The sequence below is a fragment of the Dictyoglomus sp. LHC4 genome (genome assembly GCF_055181355.1).
On record NZ_CM143707.1, the window covers coordinates 387,057 to 405,459 of the forward strand.

The window sequence follows — 18,403 nt, forward strand, 5'->3', positions numbered from 1 at the left end:
TTTGACTTATGAATAAGAAAAAAATAATAATAGGGGTTGCACCTGTTGGGGGATGGGGAGAGGGCAATAATAATCCATTAACACCAGATGAAATTTCAAAAGAGGTATATGAGTGCTGGAATGCAGGTGCGTCATATGTTCATCTACATGTTAGAGATAGAAATGGAAAATTAACTGATGATCTTACTCTCTTTAGAGAAACAGTTGAAAAAATTAAAGCTAAGACTGATATTATTATAGATGGTTCTACAGGAGGTTATCCTTCTTTAACTCCATATCAAAGGAGTCTTTCCCTTGATGTGCCTGGAATTGAGCTTGCATCGTTGAATATGGGCTCTTGTAATTTTTTTGATGGGGTTTATATAAATTCTCCTCAGGATATTGAATTTTGGGCAGGTAAAATGAAAGAAAAGAATATCAAACCTATATTTGAGATTTTTGAGGCAGGTATGATCAATAATGCTATAAATTTGATAAATAAAGGGTTCTTTAAAAAGCCTTTTCTTTTTGACTTTTGCCTAAATTTTCCTGGGGCCATGCATGCATCTTCTAAAAATGTAATTTTTTTATCAGAACTTCTACCAGAAGATTCATTATGGGGCCTTGTATATTTTGGAGGAGAAGATTTTATGTTTATGCAAACAATGGCCATGACACTATCAGCAACTATGGTTAGATGTGGCTTTGAAGATAGCCCTTATATTGCTCCTGGAGTTCGTGCTAAAAGTAATGTAGAGCTTGTAGAAAAAATTGTAAGTATTGCAAGGGAGATAGGAGTAGATATTGCATCTCCTAAGGAAGCAAGAAAGATTATGGGATTATCTTAGAGTACGAACTTTATTTTTTGCTATTTCTATGCATGCTTCTGATATATGTTTAGGAGATAATCCATAAATTTCAAATAGTTCTTTCCAATTACCAGATTCTCCAAAAGTATCTTTTAGTCCTATTCTTTTCATAGGTACTGGATAATTTTCTACAAGAACTTCTGCTACTGCACTTCCTAATCCACCAATTATATTGTGATCCTCACATGTTACAATTCCACCTGTTGTTTTTGCTAAATTAATAATGAGTTCAGAATCTATTGGTTTAATAGTACTCATATCTACAACTTTAACTTTAATTCCTTTTTCTTTTAGTATTTTTACAGCTTCTAATGCCATAAGAACCATGATACCTGTTGCTATTATTGCTACATCATCTCCTTCATCTAAAATAATTTTACCTTTACCAATTTCAAATTTATAAGAATCGTCATATATAATAGGAGAAGGATTTCTCATTGTTCTTAAGTAAGTAGGGCCATAATCCTTGGCTATTTCAAAGACTGCTTTTTTTGTAGCAATCGCATCTGCAGGATGAATTACTTTCATATTAGGTAAAGCTCTCATTATAGCTATATCTTCTGTACCTTGATGGGTAGGTCCGTCAGCGCCAACTTGTATGCCTCCATGACTTGCATGTATTTTTACATTAACATTTGGATAGCAGATAAATGTTCTTACTTGTTCACAGGCACGCATACTGGCAAAGACTGCATAAGTGCTTGTAAATACAATTTTGCCTGTAGTAGCAAGACCAGCAGCGACAAGCATTAAATTCTGTTCTGCAACACCTACATTAAAAGCTCTATCAGGAAATTTTTTATGAAATGTAGTAGTATATGTAGATTTTGAGATATCTGCATCTATAACAACTACATCTTTATTTATTTCTCCAAGTTCAGCTATTGCCTCTCCAAAAGCTTCTCTTGTAGAAATTTCCTTCATAATAAAGACACCTCCTTTTCTAATTCTTCCATAGCTTTCTTATATTCCTCTTCATTTGGAGCAAGCCCATGCCACTCTACTTCGTTTTCCATAAAAGAAACTCCCTTTCCTTTTATAGTATGAGCAATGATAACTGCAGGACCACCTACTTTAAAACACCATTGGAATGCATTTAATATTTCCTCAATATTATGTCCATCTATCTCTTTCACCTTCCATCCAAATGCTTCCCATTTTTCTTTAAAAGGCTCAATGTTCATTATTTCTCTTAGCCAACCATCCACCTCAAGACCATTGTAATCCACTATTGCATAGAGATTATCTAATTTATAATGAACTGCACACATAGCAGCTTCCCATATAGCTCCTTCTTGACATTCCCCATCGCCTAACATAACAAAGACTCTGGAATTTTTCTTATTCATTTTTAATCCCAAAGCCATTCCTACAGCAATTCCTAATCCATTTCCAAGTGAACCTGAAGTATAGTCTAATCCCGGCGTTTTCTTCATATCAGGATGTCCTTGAAGAATAGAATGGGTTTTTCTAAGGGTCCATAGATGTTCCCTATCAAAGAATCCTCTTCTTGCAAGTGCAGCATAGTGAATAGGACATGAATGTCCCTTAGATAAGATGAATCTATCTCTATCCTCCCATTGTGGGTTCTTAGGATCAATGTTTAAAATTTCAAAATATAGAACTGTAATAATATCTGCTGCAGATAAAGAACCTCCAGGATGTCCTGCTTTTGCTTTATATATCATCTCTATAACATCTTTTCTTAATTCCCAACTTATCTTTTTAAGCCTCTTAACTTTTTCTTCCCAAGTTTCCATAATTTTTAATACCCCCTAATTAATATATGTAAGTTTTTCATATATCTCTAAAAGAGTATTCTCATCTCCCACATTTCCAGGAAAAACAACATATAAAATTCCTGAAAATTTGCTACCATCTTCAAGTCTCCATACAGGGATTCCTGGATATATTTGTCCTATTACTTTAACTTTTTCTGCCTGTAATCCTCTTTTTGCGATTATATAAGAGGTTATTCCACCTTTTGCTATAATAAAATTAGGTCTTTCTTCAGTGTTTTTAATTAGATCTCCTAAAAAGTTAGATATCTTTTGTCCTATTTTTAGGTCATTAATTCCTCTTTTTGTAAAGTATTCTCTTTCTGTGTAAATCATTACTGATTTATTTGGAGAAAGATATTTATTAATATCTCTTATTATATTTTTGAGATAGGAATTATAATTGTCTACAATTTCTTTAATTTTTAACTTAATATCAACAATATTTTTTGCCTTTTCAATTAGCTTTGATATCTGTAAGGTAGTCTTATATACATAAGATCCAACCACTATCAAACCTTTATTCATCTTTATAGGATTTATTAATTCTTTTTCTTCAATCCCTCCTCTAATTTTCACAAAAGAAGAGGCGGTTCTGTATAAAAAACGCTTACCTTCTTTCTCTGCCTCTATAAGCCCTAAAATGAAGATCTCCATGTCTTCATAACATATTGAGTCAACAACAATAGGTTTTCCATTTCTTACTCTTAACAAAATCTTTTTTATTTCTTCAGGTCCACCTTTCCTTATTGTGTTTATATCCACAAGAATAGTATCTTCTTTTTTCCAAAAACCTTTTGATTTTTCCTCAATCCAAAGAGGCAAATAAGCATTATTGTATTCGAAAACAGGATCCTTGCTAAATTCTGTCTTATTTACTTCTACCAATTCATTTTTATTTAATACATAATGAGTTCCATTAATAGTAATTCTTCCTCCCTCATAAAAGAATGGGGCAAATATAATTCCATCAAAGGGACCTAAAATTTCCATCAAAGTTTTTATTTCTGGATAGAAATGTCCCCTTAGAGTAGAGTCACTTCTACTTATTACTTTTAATTTTCGAAGATCACTTATATTTGCTAATTTTTCAGCTATCTCTTTATTTATTAATTTTGCCTTTTTAGGAGAATATGCCCTTGAATTTGTTAAAATATAAAAGATATTTTCGTTAGAGAAGGTATTTTTCAATAATTCTGTATTCCAATCTAAAAGAATTGAAATATCATGGACAGTTTGACACCCAGTTGCATCATCATCAATAACAACAATTTTATTATTTAAATCTTGATTTTCTCTTCTAATTTTTTCTCTTGTATTAGGAATTTTTATTGGTTCTGGAAAATTTTTTATAGTTTCAAAATAATCCGTAAATATCACCTCTTGTTTAGAACCTCTTTGTTAACTAAGGTTCTTGGAATTCTTCCCTCAAAAAAGTCAATAATATTTTCTGCACATAAGATTGACATACCTCTTCTTGCCTCTTCTGTTGCACTACCAATATGGGGTAGCATAACAACATTTTCAAGTTGGGAAAGTTCTGGCTCAAATTCTGGCTCCCTCTCATATACATCTAATCCTGCACCATAAATCCATCCCTCTTTTAATGCCTTAACTAAGGCTTTTTCATCTACAACAGGACCTCTTGATGTGTTTATAAGTATGGCTGATTTTTTCATCAATTTTAATTCTTTTTCTGATATGAGATGTCTTGTTTGAGAAGTTAAAGGAACATGGATGGAGATAAAATCTGATTCTTTTAACAAAGTGTCAAGATCTACAAATTCTGCAGGAATTTCTTTTTCTGCTGTTTCATTTCTATATAGATCATAATATAGAACTCTCATATTAAATCCCTTCGACATTTTAGCAAAAGTAAATCCTATTCTTCCCATACCGATAACTCCGAGTGTCTTTCCAGTAATCTCTTTTCCTAAGAACAATAAAGGATCCCATCCTTTGTATTGACCTGTTCTCATAAATCTATCTGCAACGATAACTTTTCTTGCGACAGAAAAAAGTAATGTCCATGCAAGCTCTGCAGTAGCATTGTTTAACACATTAGGTGTATTAGTTATGTATATTCCTCTTTTAGTTGCTTCCTCTAAATCAATATTGTCGTATCCTACTGCGTAGTTAGCTACAATTTTTACATTTTTCCCTGCCTCAAAAAACTCTTTATCTACCCTATCTACAAGCTGAGTAATAACAGCATCTTTATCTTTTATCTTTTCAAGAAGCTCTTCTCTGGTCAGTGGTCTATTATGAGGATTTATTTCTACATCATAACCTTTACTCAATAAGAGATTAATACCATCTTCGATAACTCTTCTTGTCACAAGAATTTTGGGCATAAAATATTCCTCCTTATATTTTAAAATGAACACTGTATACTGTATTCAATTTTAATACTAATTTTTGAAATTTTCAAGTGATTTATTTATAGAGATTAAGGTATTTATAATTCTGATTTCATCTTTTTGATTGTGTTTCTTATATGCCTTTGCATAGATTTTTCAGCTTTTTCAGGATTTTTCTCTTTAAGAGCTGAGATTATTTCTAAATGTTCAGGGTAAGTTTCCTTCGGGTCTCTTAAAAGTCCTTGGAATAAACAAACACTTAGTAACCAAAAGTTGTTTGTTACCTTAGTTAAAATATGATTTTTAACTTGTTTAGCTAAGCTAGTATGGAATTCAATATCCGTATTTCTGTATTCTTTGTAATCATTTTTTTCATATGCGGATTTATATTTTGATTCAATATAATTTAGCCAATCAATATTAGGATTTTCTGCAAAAATTCTTGCAGTAAGTCCCTCTAATAATGCTCTTATTTCAAAAACCATTATTAATTCTTCCTTTGTTAATTTTCTGACAAAAAATTTCCCATTCTCTTCTTTTATTAAGTAATCTTTTTCTAATTGGGAAATAGCTTTTCTTAATGGTGTTCTGCTTACTCCTAATTCTTTTGCAAGTTTTTCTTGAATAATTTGGTCTCCTGGTTTTAAAATTCCCAGTTGTATCATTTCTTTTAATTTTTCATATACTAATAGATCTAAAGTTTTTCTTTCTATTTTTTCCATATATTGCACCCTCATATGTAGAATAAATTTTTCTTTTAGCACACAGTATACCACAAAATTTTTATAAATAAAGATGGTTTTATTACTTTTACAAAAGTGGAAATTTTTGCAGTTATATATAAAACTTTTTAGTTTATAATTAAATTTTACTTATAAAGTTCTTTCATAAATTTCTCCTTTACAAAATTTTAAAAATATTTTATAATTTAGACTAAAAAAGTATGGGATATAAATTTGTAGGGGAGGGTGTGCAGATGAAAAAATATTTTATCTTTTTTTTAATTTTTAATCTTTTTATTCTTTCTGGATGTGCCTTTCCTCCAGCAGTAACATTATCTACACTTAATAGAACTGGAAGAGTCTTAGAAGAGGGGGAAAAAGAAATAGGAGTTACCAATTTTCTTCATATACCAACAAATATATATTTTTCTTATGGATTAAGAAATAACTGGGAAATTCAAGGTAGATTAGGACTTACTTCTGGACTTTCTGCCTTTAATATTTATCATGGAGAAGTAATTCTTTTAAAAGAGCTTTTCAGAAAACAAAGTTTTCTTTCTAATGGATCATTAGGGGTAGATATATGGTTAAATCCTGAAGATAATTTTTATGGATACAATCTTTCTACTGGTTTTACTTTGGGATGGATTCCTTTTTCAAATTCCAATTCAAATCTTGGTCTCTATATACCTATCACTCTTAATTTTATCGGGCATAACTATAACGAAGATTGGAAATCTGGTACTATATTTATTCCCGGAATAGCTGTAGTTTTATATATTAATAACTTTAGCTTAAAGGCTGGAGCAAACTTACCTTCTTATTTAGATCTTACACTCTTCTTTAATAATCTTTATAATTTACTTACTAATAGAGAAATAGAAATAGTGACAGTGGGAGGTGTTGATGTACAAGGTAATATTGGTTTAGAATTTTCATATAAATGGTAGATTAAAGGAGGGGATAAATAACAGCCAATACTACTTTTAGTATCTATAGTATTAGGACTTATTTTATTTAAAGTTGCTTCTTACTTATCTCAGAATTTTATATCCGTGCATTTTCTGGAAAAAGATAGATATCTTAATTCGCAAGATATATTTTTCTCTTAGATCTTATTCATTTAGATCTTCCCCAAATATTTTAATTCTTTACCTTTGAAGCTCGTAAATTTTTATTTCACTCTCTCCTAAAATGATAACCTTTCTTTTTTATTTTTTTCACCTTATAATATTAGAAAAATATTTCTAAATAGATAAGATATGAGTTTAAGAGAGATATCAGAAAAAATTATTAGAGATTCCTTGGATAGAGTAAACCCTAAATATGCAGTAAAGAGATATGTCTCTTATGATGCCAAAGGGAGAAGAATAAGGGTTAAGGATAGGGAATTTGAGGTAAAAGGGGACTTATATCTTCTATCAGTAGGTAAAGCATCTTTTCCAATGACGGAAGGTATTATAGAAATTTTGGGGGATGTAATTAGTAAAGGATATATCGTAGTTCCTTATGGATATGAGGGAGTTACAAAAAATAATATAGAAGTTCTTTATTCTTCACATCCTATCCCTGATGAGAATGGAGAAAGATCAGCAAGGATGATTTATGATTTTGTGAAAAATTTAAAGGAAGATGATATACTAATTTTTCTATTATCAGGAGGAGGATCCGCACTTCTTCCCCTACCAAAGGAAGGAATTTCTCTTAAGGATAAGATAGAAACCACAAAACTTCTATTATCATGTTCTGCAAGAATTCAAGAGGTAAATGCAGTGAGAAAGCATTTGAGTATGATAAAAGGGGGGCAACTTGCGGAAATTTGTAAAGGGACAATTATTACCTTGATCATATCAGATGTTCTTGGAAATCCATTGGATAGTATTGCTTCTGGTCCTACTGTTCCTGATCCTACCACTTATAATGATGTTTTTAATATTCTAAAAAAATATGATATATGGGAAAAAGTGCCTGAAAAAGTAAGAGAACTTGTAAAAAAGGGATTATCAGGAGAAATTCCTGAAACCCCAAAATTTATTGATGAAAGGCATTATGCGGATGTAATTCTATCAAATAGAGACTGTTTAGAAAGGGCAATAGAATCTGCTAAAGATTTTGGATTTAATACTCTCTTAATCTCGGGATTTTTGGAAGGAGAGGCAAGGGAAGTTGCAAAAGTTATTGCTGGAATTGTTAAAGAGATAAAGTATTCATGTAATCCTACTTCTCCAACATGTGCTCTAATCTTTGGCGGAGAAACTACTGTAACTATAAGGGGAAATGGATTGGGAGGAAGAAATCAAGAACTTGCTTTATCTTTTGCTATTGAAATAGCTGGAATGGAGGGTGTTCTTTTGACAGCATTTGCTACTGATGGAAGAGATGGACCTTGTGACTCTGCAGGAGCTTTTGTAGATGGAACAACAGTAAAAAGGGCCCAAGAATTGGGAATGGATCCGATATCATTTCTCTTAAATAATGATTCTTATCACTTTTTTGAGAGACTTAATGATTTAATAAAGATCGGACCTACACATACTAACGTAAATGATATAGTTATAGTGTTGATTAAATAGTCAAGATGGAATAATCGCATTAATAAAAGCAGAGATACTATATACAAAGATGCAAAAATTTTAGCAAGATATCATCGTAGTTTGATCTAATTTATTCGGGCTTTAAATAGCAAAAGCGAGGGGTAAGGTTGAAGTACGAGCTAGCTAAAAAATTGTGAGTAAAGGAAGTAGAACTTGAAATAAGGAGTAAAATAAGGCATTTGAAAAAAGTAGAGTGGAGGTAGGGAAAAGATTAAAAAGGTTGAGAGAGGAAGCATATTGAGCTTTCGCAGTTTATAGGCTTTCAAAGCTTGCATTTTTATTAATACTACTTGGACAATAATCAGACAAATAACAGTTTTTACAATCTACGTTTTTAGGTCTACACCAATTTCTTCCTATCTCCCAACATGACATATCAAAAATCCCAGGATATTCTGGATTTAGTTCTCTTGCAGTTATAATAATTGTTTTATTGTCTGCATCTTTAGGTACTAATCCTAATCTTCCAAAAACTCTTTTTATATGTACATCTGGAGATACGTCTATGGCACTATAGGTACTGAAAGGAATTTTGAAATCCCTTGCTAAAATATTTGCTGCCATTGTTGCTATTTTTTCTCCTACCCCTTTAAATTCTAAGAATCTTCTAACAACTGTTTCACTTTTGGGTTTGTTTTTCCATATATTTGATGCATCATCTTTATGAATCTTTTGTATTGCAAAATAAAGATTTTTAGACATGACATCATTAAATCTATGAAGGTTTTTCCTAATAACTTTCACTCTTTATCTTCATATCCATAGTGCATGCAAAAACAAAAGCATGAGGAAAATTATCAAGATTATTTAATAACTCATCAGCCTCAGGATTTTTGGTAAAAGCTATCTTTTTATAGGGCTAATTAAATAATTCTTTACCTCATTCTCACCCAATTAGATTTAGTAAATTATAATACATCTTAATAACATTTTTGGTTTATTAGAAAGAAGTTCTATCATTCATCTCAGAGCTTTAACTAAGTTTTTTAACATAATAATTTTTAATCCATTTTAAATAACTTCTTCGATCTTATCCATAAGAGAAATCTTAGAATAATAATCAAAACTGGGAGTTCAATACTTGGTCCTATTACTACTGTTAAAGGAACAAGAGGGCTTGAAAAAGCTGATACTGCTACTGCCAAAGAAACCTCTGAATTTCTTGCTGTAGTTGTAAAAATAAGTAGGGCAGCTTCTTTGTAACTAAGTCCTCCAATATAACCCATAAAAAGAGAAATAAACATAATACTAAAGAAAAATATAATTCCTGGAATTATCATTTTAGCTACAATGAAAGGATTCTCAAAAAGCACTTTTCCTTGCGAAGCGAACATGGAAATAATAACTATCATTAATATAAAGGTTTTTAAATAGGAAATAATGGGATTTTCTAAATCTTTTAACCCACCTCTATTTCTTACTAAAAACCATCTAAATAGCCTTGATAAGACAAAAGGTAGGATTAGAAAAATAAAAATACTATAAAATATACTAACAAAATTTATAAAAACTATTTTTCTTGCTAAAAACCACATATAAAAAGGCATTAAAGCAATTTGTAAAAATATGTTAATAGAAAGAAGAGCAACCCCTAATTCTACATCTCCACCAGCAAGCTCGGTAAATACAAGATACCATCCTATGCAAGGAGTAATTAAATATAAGATGAGTCCAACCCAAACATCTGGATAATTCTTTAAGAATAAATATCCAAGGAACCAAGAATATAAAGGAGTAAAAATAAAATTTATTACTATAGCTAAAAGGATAGCTTTCTTTTTATTAAAAGCACTTACAATTCCCTTAGTATCAGTTTTTGTCATGATTAATAATATAACTAAGAATATTCCTATCCTTACTATAGGTATAAGATTCTGAGATAAGTAGGGGGCAACCTTAAATAAAATAAGTCCTAATACTATAGATACTAAAAGTAGTATTGGCTGTAATTTATCCAGAATTCCCAATTTTTTAGTTTCCATATTTATTCCTCCTTTTAATCTGCCATTTGTATGAAAAATTCTAAGCCAATATTACTCTGTATGTCAACACCTCCCACTGTCACTATTTCTATTTCTCTATTAGTAAGTAAGTTATAAAGATTATTAAAGAAGAGTGTAAGATCTAAATAAGAAGGTAAGTTTGCTTCAGCTTTTGAGCTAAAGTTATCCAGATATAAAACTAAAGCAATTTGTTTTAGGCACTTTTTAGAAACGTAGGTACTACTTTAAAAAAGTAAGATGAAAACTTGGTGAGAAGACTTTTTTTGATTCATAGGCTGTTCTCGTCTATTTTTTTATGGGGGTTTAGATCTTTCTATTAAATCAAGAATATTTTATAGAAGAAACTAAGTAGACATATATTAGTATTGCTGAATGTTTAAAATCATTTCTTTATTTTCCAGTTAGATTTGCCTCTTTTTCTAAGCTAAGAAATAGATATTGAGGAGAGAGGAAAGAAAGTTCTTTAAAGAATTAGATAAAGGGATAATCAGTTTAATAAATTTTATGGAATGAGAATAAAAGAGAAGAATAGGCATAGATTTTTTGAGAGCAGTAAATGGATTTAATTCATATGAAGAATGGAAAACATTATGGTTGAGAAATAGTCTATGTTTAAAGGACTCGATGATGAAGATTCTGTATTTTTTCCTGTGGGATATTGAAAAGATGGTAGGAGCTTCTCCTTTTGAAGACAGAATATGGATTTAGCTCTGACGTTCTTTCTTTAAGCTTTCTTATCTTGGTTAAGTTATTAATAGAACTTATTTATTTTGCCAAAATTCTTTAATATCTTTACAATGTTTATATAATATGACAGAAAAATTTCCTATATAAAAAAGTAGTAAATGCATTTCTCCTAAAGTCAATTTATAAATAATGTAAGGAATAAGTACTATATAACCTATGATTACTCTTAATGCATCCTCTCCTACAGTGGTTCCTCTTGGTTTTATTATTGTGAATATGGTAAAGGTAGTACCAAGGATGGTAGGTGCCTCCCATTTGGTAAGTACAGACCATGCTCCAAAGGATACTGCTACAGCTTTTCCCCCTTTAAATCTTAACAGAGGTGAAAAGGCATGTCCAAGGACTCCCGCAAGGGCTGAGATAGCTATAATATATTTATTCTCTACCATACCTAAGGATATAAAAATGGTAAGAGGTAAGGCTCCTTTTAAGTAATCAAGAAGCAAGGCTAAGATCCCATATTTCCATCCTTTTACTCTCCATAAATTTGATGCCCCTGGATTTCCATCCCTTATCTTTGATAGATCCACATTTAACATTTTAGCTGTAAAGTGGGAGTACATCATGGAGCCAGAAAGAAATTGAAAAAGAATTACTAAAATGTTAATCCACACGAATTTTCCTCCCCTTCCATATCACGGTTTTTATAAAGACGGTTCTAAATATGGAATAGGAAAAGACAAATAAAAAGAAGATAAAATGTAATGGGAAAAATAGGGCATCATACCATTTATAATCTCCTAATTTTCTTTGTAGTATATAAAATTGAAAGGCATAGAGGGGGTATAGTATATTAAAAAGATTGCTCTTAAAATAGAAGATGCTTGCATATACACTATAAATATAAAAGAAAATGAGAAGAAAGTTTAATATATTAATAGAAAATGCTCCTTTTGCCATATTTTTACTAAAACCTCTAAAAAGATCTAAAATCCCATTTGGATACATTCTAAATTTTATATATCCATTTCCTAAGAAATTATTTACAGGTATATTTTTTTGAATGCAATTTTTAGCAAGGGACATGTCTTCCACTACTTTATCTTTAACTTCTTTATGACCTCCCACCATTTCATAGTCTTTTTTAGATATCAACATGGCTGGTCCAAAGGCTCCATCTTTTTTACCAAGTAATGCCATGGAGAATATGGATACTAAGTTAAAGGTAAAATTCAAATGCTCATAAAACTTTTCAAATCTTTGATAAGGCCAACAAGACACCAATCCTTTATATTTTTCATAACTTGTTAAAAGAACCTCTATAAAATCTTCTCTTGGCTCCACATCAGCATCAAGAAATAAGAGTAATTCCCCTTTTGACTCCAAATAACCATTCCATATTGCCCAATTCTTTCCTACCCAACCTACAGGTGGCTCCTCATGTAAAGATACTACCTTTACATTAAACCTTCTTGCTACCTCTTCTGTATTATCATCAGAATTATCATTTACAACTATGATTTCATAAGGTCTGTAAGTTTGCCTTTCAAGAAGAGAAAGAAGCTTGGGAAGATTTCTCTCTTCGTTTCTTGCAGGAATTATGACAGAGATGTTATAGTGTTTTGAGTTTAGCTCTTCCCTCTTAAGAAATTTAAGAGTCTTATAGTATAACCATCCTATTCCCCAAGAAATTATAATTATAATTTCTCTCATATTTTTATATTATATCTTTTTTTTGTTAAAAAATTAAAATAAGTATTATAATAGATCATAAAGGTTAAAAATTTATTAAAAATGGGGAGGTGTCTTATGACTAAAAAGAGAGTATTTTCCATTCTTTTAATCTTCTTCTTAATGTTAATTTTTGTAACAAACGTTGGAGCACAAACGAAAAGGGTAAGACTTAGTATTATAGATGTGGCAGGAAATTTACAACTTACCAAAGATGCCATAGAAGCCTTTAAATCAGCTCATTCTGATTTAGTAGAGGATATAGAGTATTTGAAGGCTACTGCTCCAGAACTTCCAGCAAAGATAAAGGCTCAACAAATGGCAGGAAATGTTACTACTACTATGGTACTTACTGGCTATGATGCTATGGCCTCTGGTTTGGAGATGGGACTTTGGGAAAATATCTATCCAACGTATAAGCAATATTTCCCTGGCCTTGAAACCAAGTATCTTCCCGGGGCAAAAGCAGCTTTTGATCTCTTTCAAGGATATGGAATAGTAGTGGTATATTGTCCTGGAGGTCCCATGTTTACTTATAATCCTGAGAAAGTAAAGAAGGTACCTCAAACAGCTGAAGAACTTCTTGAGTGGGCAAAGGCAAATCCTGGTAAATTCATGTATGCAAGGCCTGCAAACTCTGGACCAGGAAGATGCTTATTACAAGGGTTACCCTACATATTAGGTGATAAAGATCCTAAAAATCCAAAAACATGGGAGAAAACATGGGCATATCTAAAAGAGCTTGATAAGTATATAGATTATTATCCTACTGGTACTGCGATTACTTTTAGAGCTTTAGCAGAGGGAAGTGTTTATATAATTGCAAGCCATCTTGGTTGGGATATGAATCAAAGGATATTAGGGGTAATTCCTCAAACCTTTAAGGGCTTCTTCTTGAAAAATACCACTTGGGTAACAGATGCTCATTTTATGTGTATGCCAAAGGGGTTAGATGAAAATCGCAAAAAAGTTACTCTTCAACTTATGGCATGGCTTTTAAGACCAGATATGCAAGCTTTAACATATGATAATGGATATTTCTATCCTGGCCCCGCCATAAAAAGTGTTCCTCTTAGCAAGGCCCCATCTGAAATACAAGAAAAGATTAAATCTGCTATGAGAAAAGAATATGATGATGCTATAAGAAAATTCCCAGCAACCACTCAACTTGGGGCAAAAGAATTAGTAGAAGCTTTCGATATGTGGGATAGATTAGTAGGATCAAAAGTAAAGTAAAGGATAGAATGGAAGGGGAGGAGATAATTCTCCCCTTTTTTTAAAAATATGAAATCAAGGTTAAGGGGGATAGAATGAAGGATTTTAAAGAAATTAAAATCCAAAATCTTGTAAAATATTATGGTAATAGAAAGGTTGTAGATAATTTCAATCTTACTATTAAAAATGGAGAATTTATTACCCTTTTAGGTCCATCTGGTTGTGGAAAAACTACTATTTTAAATTCAATTGCTGGCTTAATACCTATTGATGGAGGAAGTATATACATAGATGATGAATGTATAGATGATGGAAAGAGATTTGTACCACCTGAAAAGAGAAATTTTGGGATGGTTTTTCAAAATTATGCCCTTTTTCCTCACCTTACAGTTTTTGAAAATGTAGCCTTTGGGCTGAGAATTAGAAGACTTCACCCTTCTGAAATAAAAGAGAAAGTTATTAATGCTTTGAGAATGGTTCATTTAGAGGAGCATGTAGATAAGTATCCAAGGCAGCTTTCAGGTGGTGAACAACAGAGGACTGCCTTAGCTCGTTGTATAGTAACAGAACCTCGTCTTATGTTACTTGATGAGCCTCTTTCTAACCTTGACGCCCTTCTTAGAATCGAGATGAGATACGAATTAAAAGCTATTCATGAAAAATTGGGTATTACTACTATTTATGTGACCCATGATCAACAAGAAGCATTAGCCCTATCCGATAGAATAGTGGTATTAAATAAGGGAAAAATTCAGCAGATTGGCACTCCAGAAGAGATCTACTCTTATCCAAGAAATTTATTTGTAGCCAATTTTTTAGGGTTCAGGAATATATGGAATGTAGAGCTTAACTCTGCTAAGAATGGAGAAATTGAAATTAATTTAGGGAATTATATTTTAAAGGCAGCGCTAAATGAGAAGTACAAAGAACATATTCACAATTCTATTAGAGATAAAAAGAAGCTTTATATTTCTGTTAGGCCTGAAGATATAAGGTTGGGAGAAGGACCTATTAACTCCTTGGAAATGAGAGTAGAAGTTATTGAATATTTAGGTCAGATAAGACAGCTTTGGGGATATATTAATAATAATTTACGTATTGAAATATCTACTTTTGAAAACGTGAGGTTTAATTCAGGAGAAAAAATTAAGATATATATTCCTCCCGAGAGAATTCTTGTTTTTCCTGAGGAGGATGTCCAATGAAAAAGAGAGAATTTTTAACAGTATTTTTATTGCTTTTACCTGTGCTTATATACTTTATTTTTCTTTTTGTCTATCCATTTATATATGGTCTTTATTTAAGTTTAACTAATGATGAGGGAAAATTTACCTTAGGAAATTTTATAAAATTTTTATCTGATCCTTGGGATGCTAATACTATATGGATTACTTTAAAGATAGCCATACCTGCTACTTTATTGAATGTATTAATAGCTATGCCTCTTGCCTACTATATGCGTCATGGAATAAAGGGAGAAAAATTAATATCTTTTCTCTTGATTTTGCCTATCACATTAGGGAGTGTATTTGTGGCAGAGGGTATGCTAACTTATATGGGACCAAACGGTTGGCTGAATAAGATATTATTAGCATTAAAAATAATAGATAAACCTTATAGGTTTACCCATAGTTATTTGGGAGTTCAGCTCGCTTTAATAATTCAAGGTTTACCTTTTGTATTTTTAATGCTTTTAGGATATATATCTGGAATTGATCCAACCTTAGAAAAGGCTGCAAGTATACTGGGTGCAAATAGATGGTATATATTTAGAAGAATCATGTTTCCCCTTTGGATGCCAGGAATAGCTATGGCTACTTCTTTAAATTTTGTTATGAACTTTACAGTTTTTCCATCTGCTGTGTTATTAGGACAGCCATCTGGACCTACAAGGGTAATCTCTATATCAGCTTATCAGTGGGCTTTTGAAAAATTTGATTTTCATATGGCGTCCGCTATAGCTATCATTATGGGCTTAGTAGAGCTTATTTTTATCTTTATTGTTATGCTTATAAGACAAAGGTTTTTTAGAATAGTTGCTACCTCAGGAGGAAAGGGATAGGAGGTTTTTATAAGTAATGAGAAGAATAAAATTTTCAGGAATATTATATTGGATAGCCATCTTTGTTTATGTATTTAATGTTTTAGGGATAATCTTTACTGTAGTTTTGAATTCTGTAAGTAAAAATTGGTATACGGATTGGTTTCCTAAGATATTTACCTTAGAATGGTACTCATATATGGCTAAAGAGCATGATCTTCCACAGCTTCTTTTTGCTACTTTTGCAGTGGTGATATCTGTAGCTTTGACCTCGCTTCTTATTGGTTATCCTGCTGCGTATATTTTTGCAAGATATAATTTTAAATTCAAAAATGTTTTTCTATCTCTTCTTCTTGTACCTATGTTGGTACCTCCTATGACTTATGGTATACCTTTAGCAGCCATGCTATATAAATTAAGACTTGCTACAAGACTTTCTGGAGTGATTCTTGCTAATATAGTGCCTATAATTCCTTATGTAGTACTTATCTTATATCCTTTTATTGAACAGATAGATGTAAGTTATGAATCTGCTGCAAGAATTTTAGGAGCAAGTAGATTAAGAACCTTTGTTAAGGTATTATTACCTTTAACAGTACCTGGTATATTTACAGCAGCCCTTCTTTCTATTGTAAGAACTATCGCCATGTTTGAGTTGACCTTCTTGGTAGCAGGGCCAAAATCTCAGACAGTTATTGTAGCTCTTTATTATGATGCCTATGCAGCTGGGACACGTCCTCCTCAGGCTATAGATGCTCTTGCAGTAGTTTATTTTCTAATCACTATGACCTTTATTTTAATAGCCTTAAAATTTGCAAGTCCTACCCAATTTGTATATAGGGGTAAATGATTTACAAATGAGAGGGAGGGGTTAAATTGTGGGGATTTCTATTTACTGAGGAAAACTTGGAGGTTTTTTAAGAGATAAACATAGGGAATGTGAGTAAAATAGGAATTCTTAAATTATTTGATAAAGTTAAAAATATCCATTCTTTTTTTTTGGGAATTTTATCTGGGTAATTGTTTGTATATCCCAAGGCTAATGCCCCAAGAGATTTATGTCCTTCTGGTATTCCCAATATTTTTATATACTCTTCTGCTTTATTTACCATATTAATTCCTCCTCCTAATTTCAATATATTTCTATATTTTTAAGGGGAGAAGGAGAAAGTTAGATAAAAAAAACTATATTTTCCTTCATAATTATATACTTTTCTTTAATTTCAAAAAATTTTAAATTTTTCTCTTGATCTTTTTCTTATTCTCCTTATTTAACAATGCATGAAGTATTAAAGGATGTAATAATTCCTTTGAAAGTCCTTTTTTAAATTTTTCTATAGGAATTATTAAGGAAGTAAATCGATAATTTTTTGAAAATTGGTAGGAGTAGGAATAAAGTAACCTTAATAAATTATACCCCTCCCAGATTAAGGGAGGGGTTATTATATATATTTTTGTAAGGGAATTATTATTTATGAAAGGCTAAAATTTTAAACCTGTCATAGCAATTCCTCTTATTACATATCTTTGAGCAATTAAGAAGACAATAAGTATAGGAAAGACAACAATAGTTGATCCTGCAAGAATTGTTCCAATGTTTTCTCCATACTGTCCTGCAATAACTGATACTGCAACAGGTAATGTGTACATGCTTTCATCAGTTGCTACAATGAGAGGCCAAAGAAAAGAGTTCCATGCTTCAATAAATGCAAAAACAAAAGAAGTTATAAGAAATGGTGTAGAAAGAGGTAAAATTATTTTAAAATAGATAAAAATTTCGTTTGCTCCATCTATTTTAGCAGACTCTATTAAATCATCAGGTATTCCTTTTATAAATTGTCTCCAGAAAAATATACTTCCTGCTCCAACAAGACCTGGAATTATAATCCCTTGATATGTATTTAACATGTTAAGAATTCTTACTATTAAATATGCAGGGATAAATGTCATTTGACCCGAAATCATCATTGTAGCTAAAATAAGAAGTATTAAAGTATCTCTTCCTCTAAATCTAAATTTAGAAAAGGCATATCTCGCCATTGAATTAAGAAGAATAGAAAGAGGTGGTGCTATGATAACAATAATTAAAGTGTTTAAGAGAGGTTAAAACTATATCCAGAACCTGTGTTAGATATTACTAAACCATAATCCCCATTACTTATTACATTTATCCAAGGCTTAGGAGTTTGTGGGGTTTTTATGACATACTCCTTCCCATTTTCAGTGAAATAACCATATTTATTCTCGAAAATTTTCTCTTTCATTTTATCCTCTCATATATAACTTTTTTGAAATAAAATATGAAACGTTTCTACTTTAATTTTATTTTAAATTTTTCTCCTGTCAAGGGGAAATTTTGGGGAATTTAACTTTAAAATCTTAGTATTTTTAATTTATTCTTTATAAAAATCCTTGAAGATTTGA

General features: G+C 31.3%; 20 protein-coding genes. 8 read left to right on the top strand and 12 right to left on the bottom strand.

Features of this window, described 5'->3' with window-relative positions; translation table 11 throughout:
* Positions 1-8 precede the first annotated feature (8 nt).
* Positions 9-827, top strand: a complete 819-nt coding sequence (locus ACY3JO_RS01855) for a beta-keto acid cleavage family enzyme (RefSeq protein WP_463085120.1) — start codon at positions 9-11, stop codon at positions 825-827.
* Here the strand turns inward: ACY3JO_RS01855 and ACY3JO_RS01860 are convergent.
* The 5 genes from ACY3JO_RS01860 to ACY3JO_RS01880 all read right to left on the bottom strand — a co-directional run bounded on the left by ACY3JO_RS01860 (position 819) and on the right by ACY3JO_RS01880 (position 5,708).
* Positions 819-1,772 (bottom strand): transketolase family protein, encoded by a 954-nt coding sequence (locus ACY3JO_RS01860; protein ID WP_463085121.1) that lies wholly within the window; start codon positions 1,770-1,772, stop codon positions 819-821. The genes ACY3JO_RS01855 and ACY3JO_RS01860 overlap by 9 nt on opposite strands.
* Positions 1,769-2,608 carry a transketolase gene (locus ACY3JO_RS01865; protein WP_463085122.1) on the bottom strand — a complete coding sequence of 280 codons (840 nt, stop codon included), beginning with the start codon at positions 2,606-2,608 and terminating at the stop codon, positions 1,769-1,771. Before ACY3JO_RS01865 ends, ACY3JO_RS01860 begins: the two co-directional genes overlap by 4 nt.
* Before the next feature lie 15 nt (positions 2,609-2,623).
* Positions 2,624-4,006 (bottom strand): four-carbon acid sugar kinase family protein, encoded by a 1,383-nt coding sequence (locus ACY3JO_RS01870; protein WP_463085123.1) that lies wholly within the window; start codon positions 4,004-4,006, stop codon positions 2,624-2,626.
* Complete coding sequence (gene gyaR, locus ACY3JO_RS01875; protein WP_463085124.1) at positions 4,003-4,980, bottom strand: glyoxylate reductase; 978 nt, start codon at positions 4,978-4,980, stop codon at positions 4,003-4,005. Before gyaR ends, ACY3JO_RS01870 begins: the two co-directional genes overlap by 4 nt.
* 104 nt (positions 4,981-5,084) lie before the next feature.
* Positions 5,085-5,708: a GntR family transcriptional regulator gene (locus ACY3JO_RS01880; RefSeq protein WP_463085125.1), complete on the bottom strand. Its 624-nt coding sequence runs from the start codon at positions 5,706-5,708 to the stop codon at positions 5,085-5,087.
* Positions 5,709-5,962: 254 nt separating this feature from the next.
* Between ACY3JO_RS01880 and ACY3JO_RS01885 the strand changes: the two genes are divergently transcribed.
* Positions 5,963-6,658, top strand: coding sequence for a hypothetical protein (locus ACY3JO_RS01885; RefSeq protein ID WP_463085126.1), 696 nt, complete (start codon positions 5,963-5,965; stop codon positions 6,656-6,658).
* Between the two features lie 312 nt (positions 6,659-6,970).
* Positions 6,971-8,281 (top strand): glycerate kinase type-2 family protein, encoded by a 1,311-nt coding sequence (locus ACY3JO_RS01890; RefSeq protein WP_463085127.1) that lies wholly within the window; start codon positions 6,971-6,973, stop codon positions 8,279-8,281.
* A 273-nt stretch (positions 8,282-8,554) separates the two neighbouring features.
* On the opposite strand, the gene ACY3JO_RS01895 is transcribed toward ACY3JO_RS01890, so the two are convergent.
* Together ACY3JO_RS01895 and ACY3JO_RS01900 are read right to left on the bottom strand one after the other, a co-directional pair.
* Entirely contained in the window at positions 8,555-9,046 is a 492-nt protein-coding gene (locus tag ACY3JO_RS01895; protein ID WP_463085128.1) for a hypothetical protein, read from the bottom strand.
* Positions 9,047-9,303: 257 nt separating this feature from the next.
* Positions 9,304-10,284, bottom strand: a complete 981-nt coding sequence (locus ACY3JO_RS01900; RefSeq protein WP_463085129.1) for an arsenic resistance protein — start codon at positions 10,282-10,284, stop codon at positions 9,304-9,306.
* 564 nt (positions 10,285-10,848) lie between these two features.
* On the opposite strand from ACY3JO_RS01900, the gene ACY3JO_RS01905 reads away from it, so the two are divergent.
* Complete coding sequence (locus tag ACY3JO_RS01905) at positions 10,849-11,013, top strand: hypothetical protein (protein WP_463085130.1); 165 nt, start codon at positions 10,849-10,851, stop codon at positions 11,011-11,013.
* A gap of 53 nt (positions 11,014-11,066) precedes the next feature.
* Here the strand turns inward: ACY3JO_RS01905 and ACY3JO_RS01910 are convergent, their stop codons facing one another.
* The gene (locus ACY3JO_RS01910; RefSeq protein ID WP_463085131.1) at positions 11,067-11,666 is read right to left on the bottom strand and encodes a glycerol-3-phosphate acyltransferase; all 600 of its coding nucleotides are present in this window, start codon (positions 11,664-11,666) and stop codon (positions 11,067-11,069) included.
* Positions 11,656-12,705, bottom strand: a complete 1,050-nt coding sequence (locus tag ACY3JO_RS01915) for a glycosyltransferase family 2 protein (RefSeq protein WP_463085132.1) — start codon at positions 12,703-12,705, stop codon at positions 11,656-11,658. Before ACY3JO_RS01915 ends, ACY3JO_RS01910 begins: the two co-directional genes overlap by 11 nt.
* A gap of 96 nt (positions 12,706-12,801) precedes the next feature.
* Between ACY3JO_RS01915 and ACY3JO_RS01920 the strand changes: the two genes are divergently transcribed.
* The 4 genes from ACY3JO_RS01920 to ACY3JO_RS01935 all read left to right on the top strand — a co-directional run bounded on the left by ACY3JO_RS01920 (position 12,802) and on the right by ACY3JO_RS01935 (position 16,829).
* On the top strand, positions 12,802-13,959 hold the full coding sequence (locus ACY3JO_RS01920; protein ID WP_463085133.1) for an ABC transporter substrate-binding protein: 1,158 nt from the start codon (positions 12,802-12,804) through the stop codon (positions 13,957-13,959).
* Positions 13,960-14,033: 74 nt separating this feature from the next.
* Complete coding sequence (locus ACY3JO_RS01925) at positions 14,034-15,143, top strand: ABC transporter ATP-binding protein (protein ID WP_463085134.1); 1,110 nt, start codon at positions 14,034-14,036, stop codon at positions 15,141-15,143.
* On the top strand, positions 15,140-16,000 hold the full coding sequence (locus ACY3JO_RS01930; protein WP_463085135.1) for an ABC transporter permease: 861 nt from the start codon (positions 15,140-15,142) through the stop codon (positions 15,998-16,000). Before ACY3JO_RS01925 ends, ACY3JO_RS01930 begins: the two co-directional genes overlap by 4 nt.
* Before the next feature lie 16 nt (positions 16,001-16,016).
* Entirely contained in the window at positions 16,017-16,829 is an 813-nt protein-coding gene (locus ACY3JO_RS01935; RefSeq protein WP_463085136.1) for an ABC transporter permease, read from the top strand.
* A gap of 67 nt (positions 16,830-16,896) precedes the next feature.
* Here the strand turns inward: ACY3JO_RS01935 and ACY3JO_RS01940 are convergent, their stop codons facing one another.
* From ACY3JO_RS01940 to ACY3JO_RS01950, 3 genes are all read right to left on the bottom strand, one after another.
* Positions 16,897-17,091 carry a hypothetical protein gene (locus ACY3JO_RS01940; protein WP_463085137.1) on the bottom strand — a complete coding sequence of 65 codons (195 nt, stop codon included), beginning with the start codon at positions 17,089-17,091 and terminating at the stop codon, positions 16,897-16,899.
* Positions 17,092-17,461: 370 nt separating this feature from the next.
* Positions 17,462-18,019, bottom strand: coding sequence for a carbohydrate ABC transporter permease (locus ACY3JO_RS01945; protein ID WP_463085138.1), 558 nt, complete (start codon positions 18,017-18,019; stop codon positions 17,462-17,464).
* 53 nt (positions 18,020-18,072) lie between these two features.
* Positions 18,073-18,243 (bottom strand): hypothetical protein, encoded by a 171-nt coding sequence (locus ACY3JO_RS01950; RefSeq protein WP_463085139.1) that lies wholly within the window; start codon positions 18,241-18,243, stop codon positions 18,073-18,075.
* Positions 18,244-18,403 lie beyond the last annotated feature (160 nt).

What these genes read in the sequence shown, in the direction of transcription:
- ACY3JO_RS01855 (WP_463085120.1), top strand. Translation starts at nt 9, where the DNA reads ATGAATAAGAAAAAAATAATAATAGGGGTTGCACCTGTTGGGGGATGG.
- ACY3JO_RS01860 (WP_463085121.1), bottom strand. Translation starts at nt 1,772, where the DNA reads ATGAAGGAAATTTCTACAAGAGAAGCTTTTGGAGAGGCAATAGCTGAA.
- ACY3JO_RS01865 (WP_463085122.1), bottom strand. Translation starts at nt 2,608, where the DNA reads ATGGAAACTTGGGAAGAAAAAGTTAAGAGGCTTAAAAAGATAAGTTGG.
- gyaR (WP_463085124.1), bottom strand. Translation starts at nt 4,980, where the DNA reads ATGCCCAAAATTCTTGTGACAAGAAGAGTTATCGAAGATGGTATTAAT.
- ACY3JO_RS01880 (WP_463085125.1), bottom strand. Translation starts at nt 5,708, where the DNA reads ATGGAAAAAATAGAAAGAAAAACTTTAGATCTATTAGTATATGAAAAA.
- ACY3JO_RS01885 (WP_463085126.1), top strand. Translation starts at nt 5,963, where the DNA reads ATGAAAAAATATTTTATCTTTTTTTTAATTTTTAATCTTTTTATTCTT.
- ACY3JO_RS01890 (WP_463085127.1), top strand. Translation starts at nt 6,971, where the DNA reads ATGAGTTTAAGAGAGATATCAGAAAAAATTATTAGAGATTCCTTGGAT.
- ACY3JO_RS01900 (WP_463085129.1), bottom strand. Translation starts at nt 10,284, where the DNA reads ATGGAAACTAAAAAATTGGGAATTCTGGATAAATTACAGCCAATACTA.
- ACY3JO_RS01915 (WP_463085132.1), bottom strand. Translation starts at nt 12,705, where the DNA reads ATGAGAGAAATTATAATTATAATTTCTTGGGGAATAGGATGGTTATAC.
- ACY3JO_RS01920 (WP_463085133.1), top strand. Translation starts at nt 12,802, where the DNA reads ATGACTAAAAAGAGAGTATTTTCCATTCTTTTAATCTTCTTCTTAATG.
- ACY3JO_RS01925 (WP_463085134.1), top strand. Translation starts at nt 14,034, where the DNA reads ATGAAGGATTTTAAAGAAATTAAAATCCAAAATCTTGTAAAATATTAT.
- ACY3JO_RS01930 (WP_463085135.1), top strand. Translation starts at nt 15,140, where the DNA reads ATGAAAAAGAGAGAATTTTTAACAGTATTTTTATTGCTTTTACCTGTG.
- ACY3JO_RS01935 (WP_463085136.1), top strand. Translation starts at nt 16,017, where the DNA reads ATGAGAAGAATAAAATTTTCAGGAATATTATATTGGATAGCCATCTTT.
- ACY3JO_RS01940 (WP_463085137.1), bottom strand. Translation starts at nt 17,091, where the DNA reads ATGGTAAATAAAGCAGAAGAGTATATAAAAATATTGGGAATACCAGAA.
- ACY3JO_RS01945 (WP_463085138.1), bottom strand. Translation starts at nt 18,019, where the DNA reads ATGGCGAGATATGCCTTTTCTAAATTTAGATTTAGAGGAAGAGATACT.
- ACY3JO_RS01950 (WP_463085139.1), bottom strand. Translation starts at nt 18,243, where the DNA reads ATGAAAGAGAAAATTTTCGAGAATAAATATGGTTATTTCACTGAAAAT.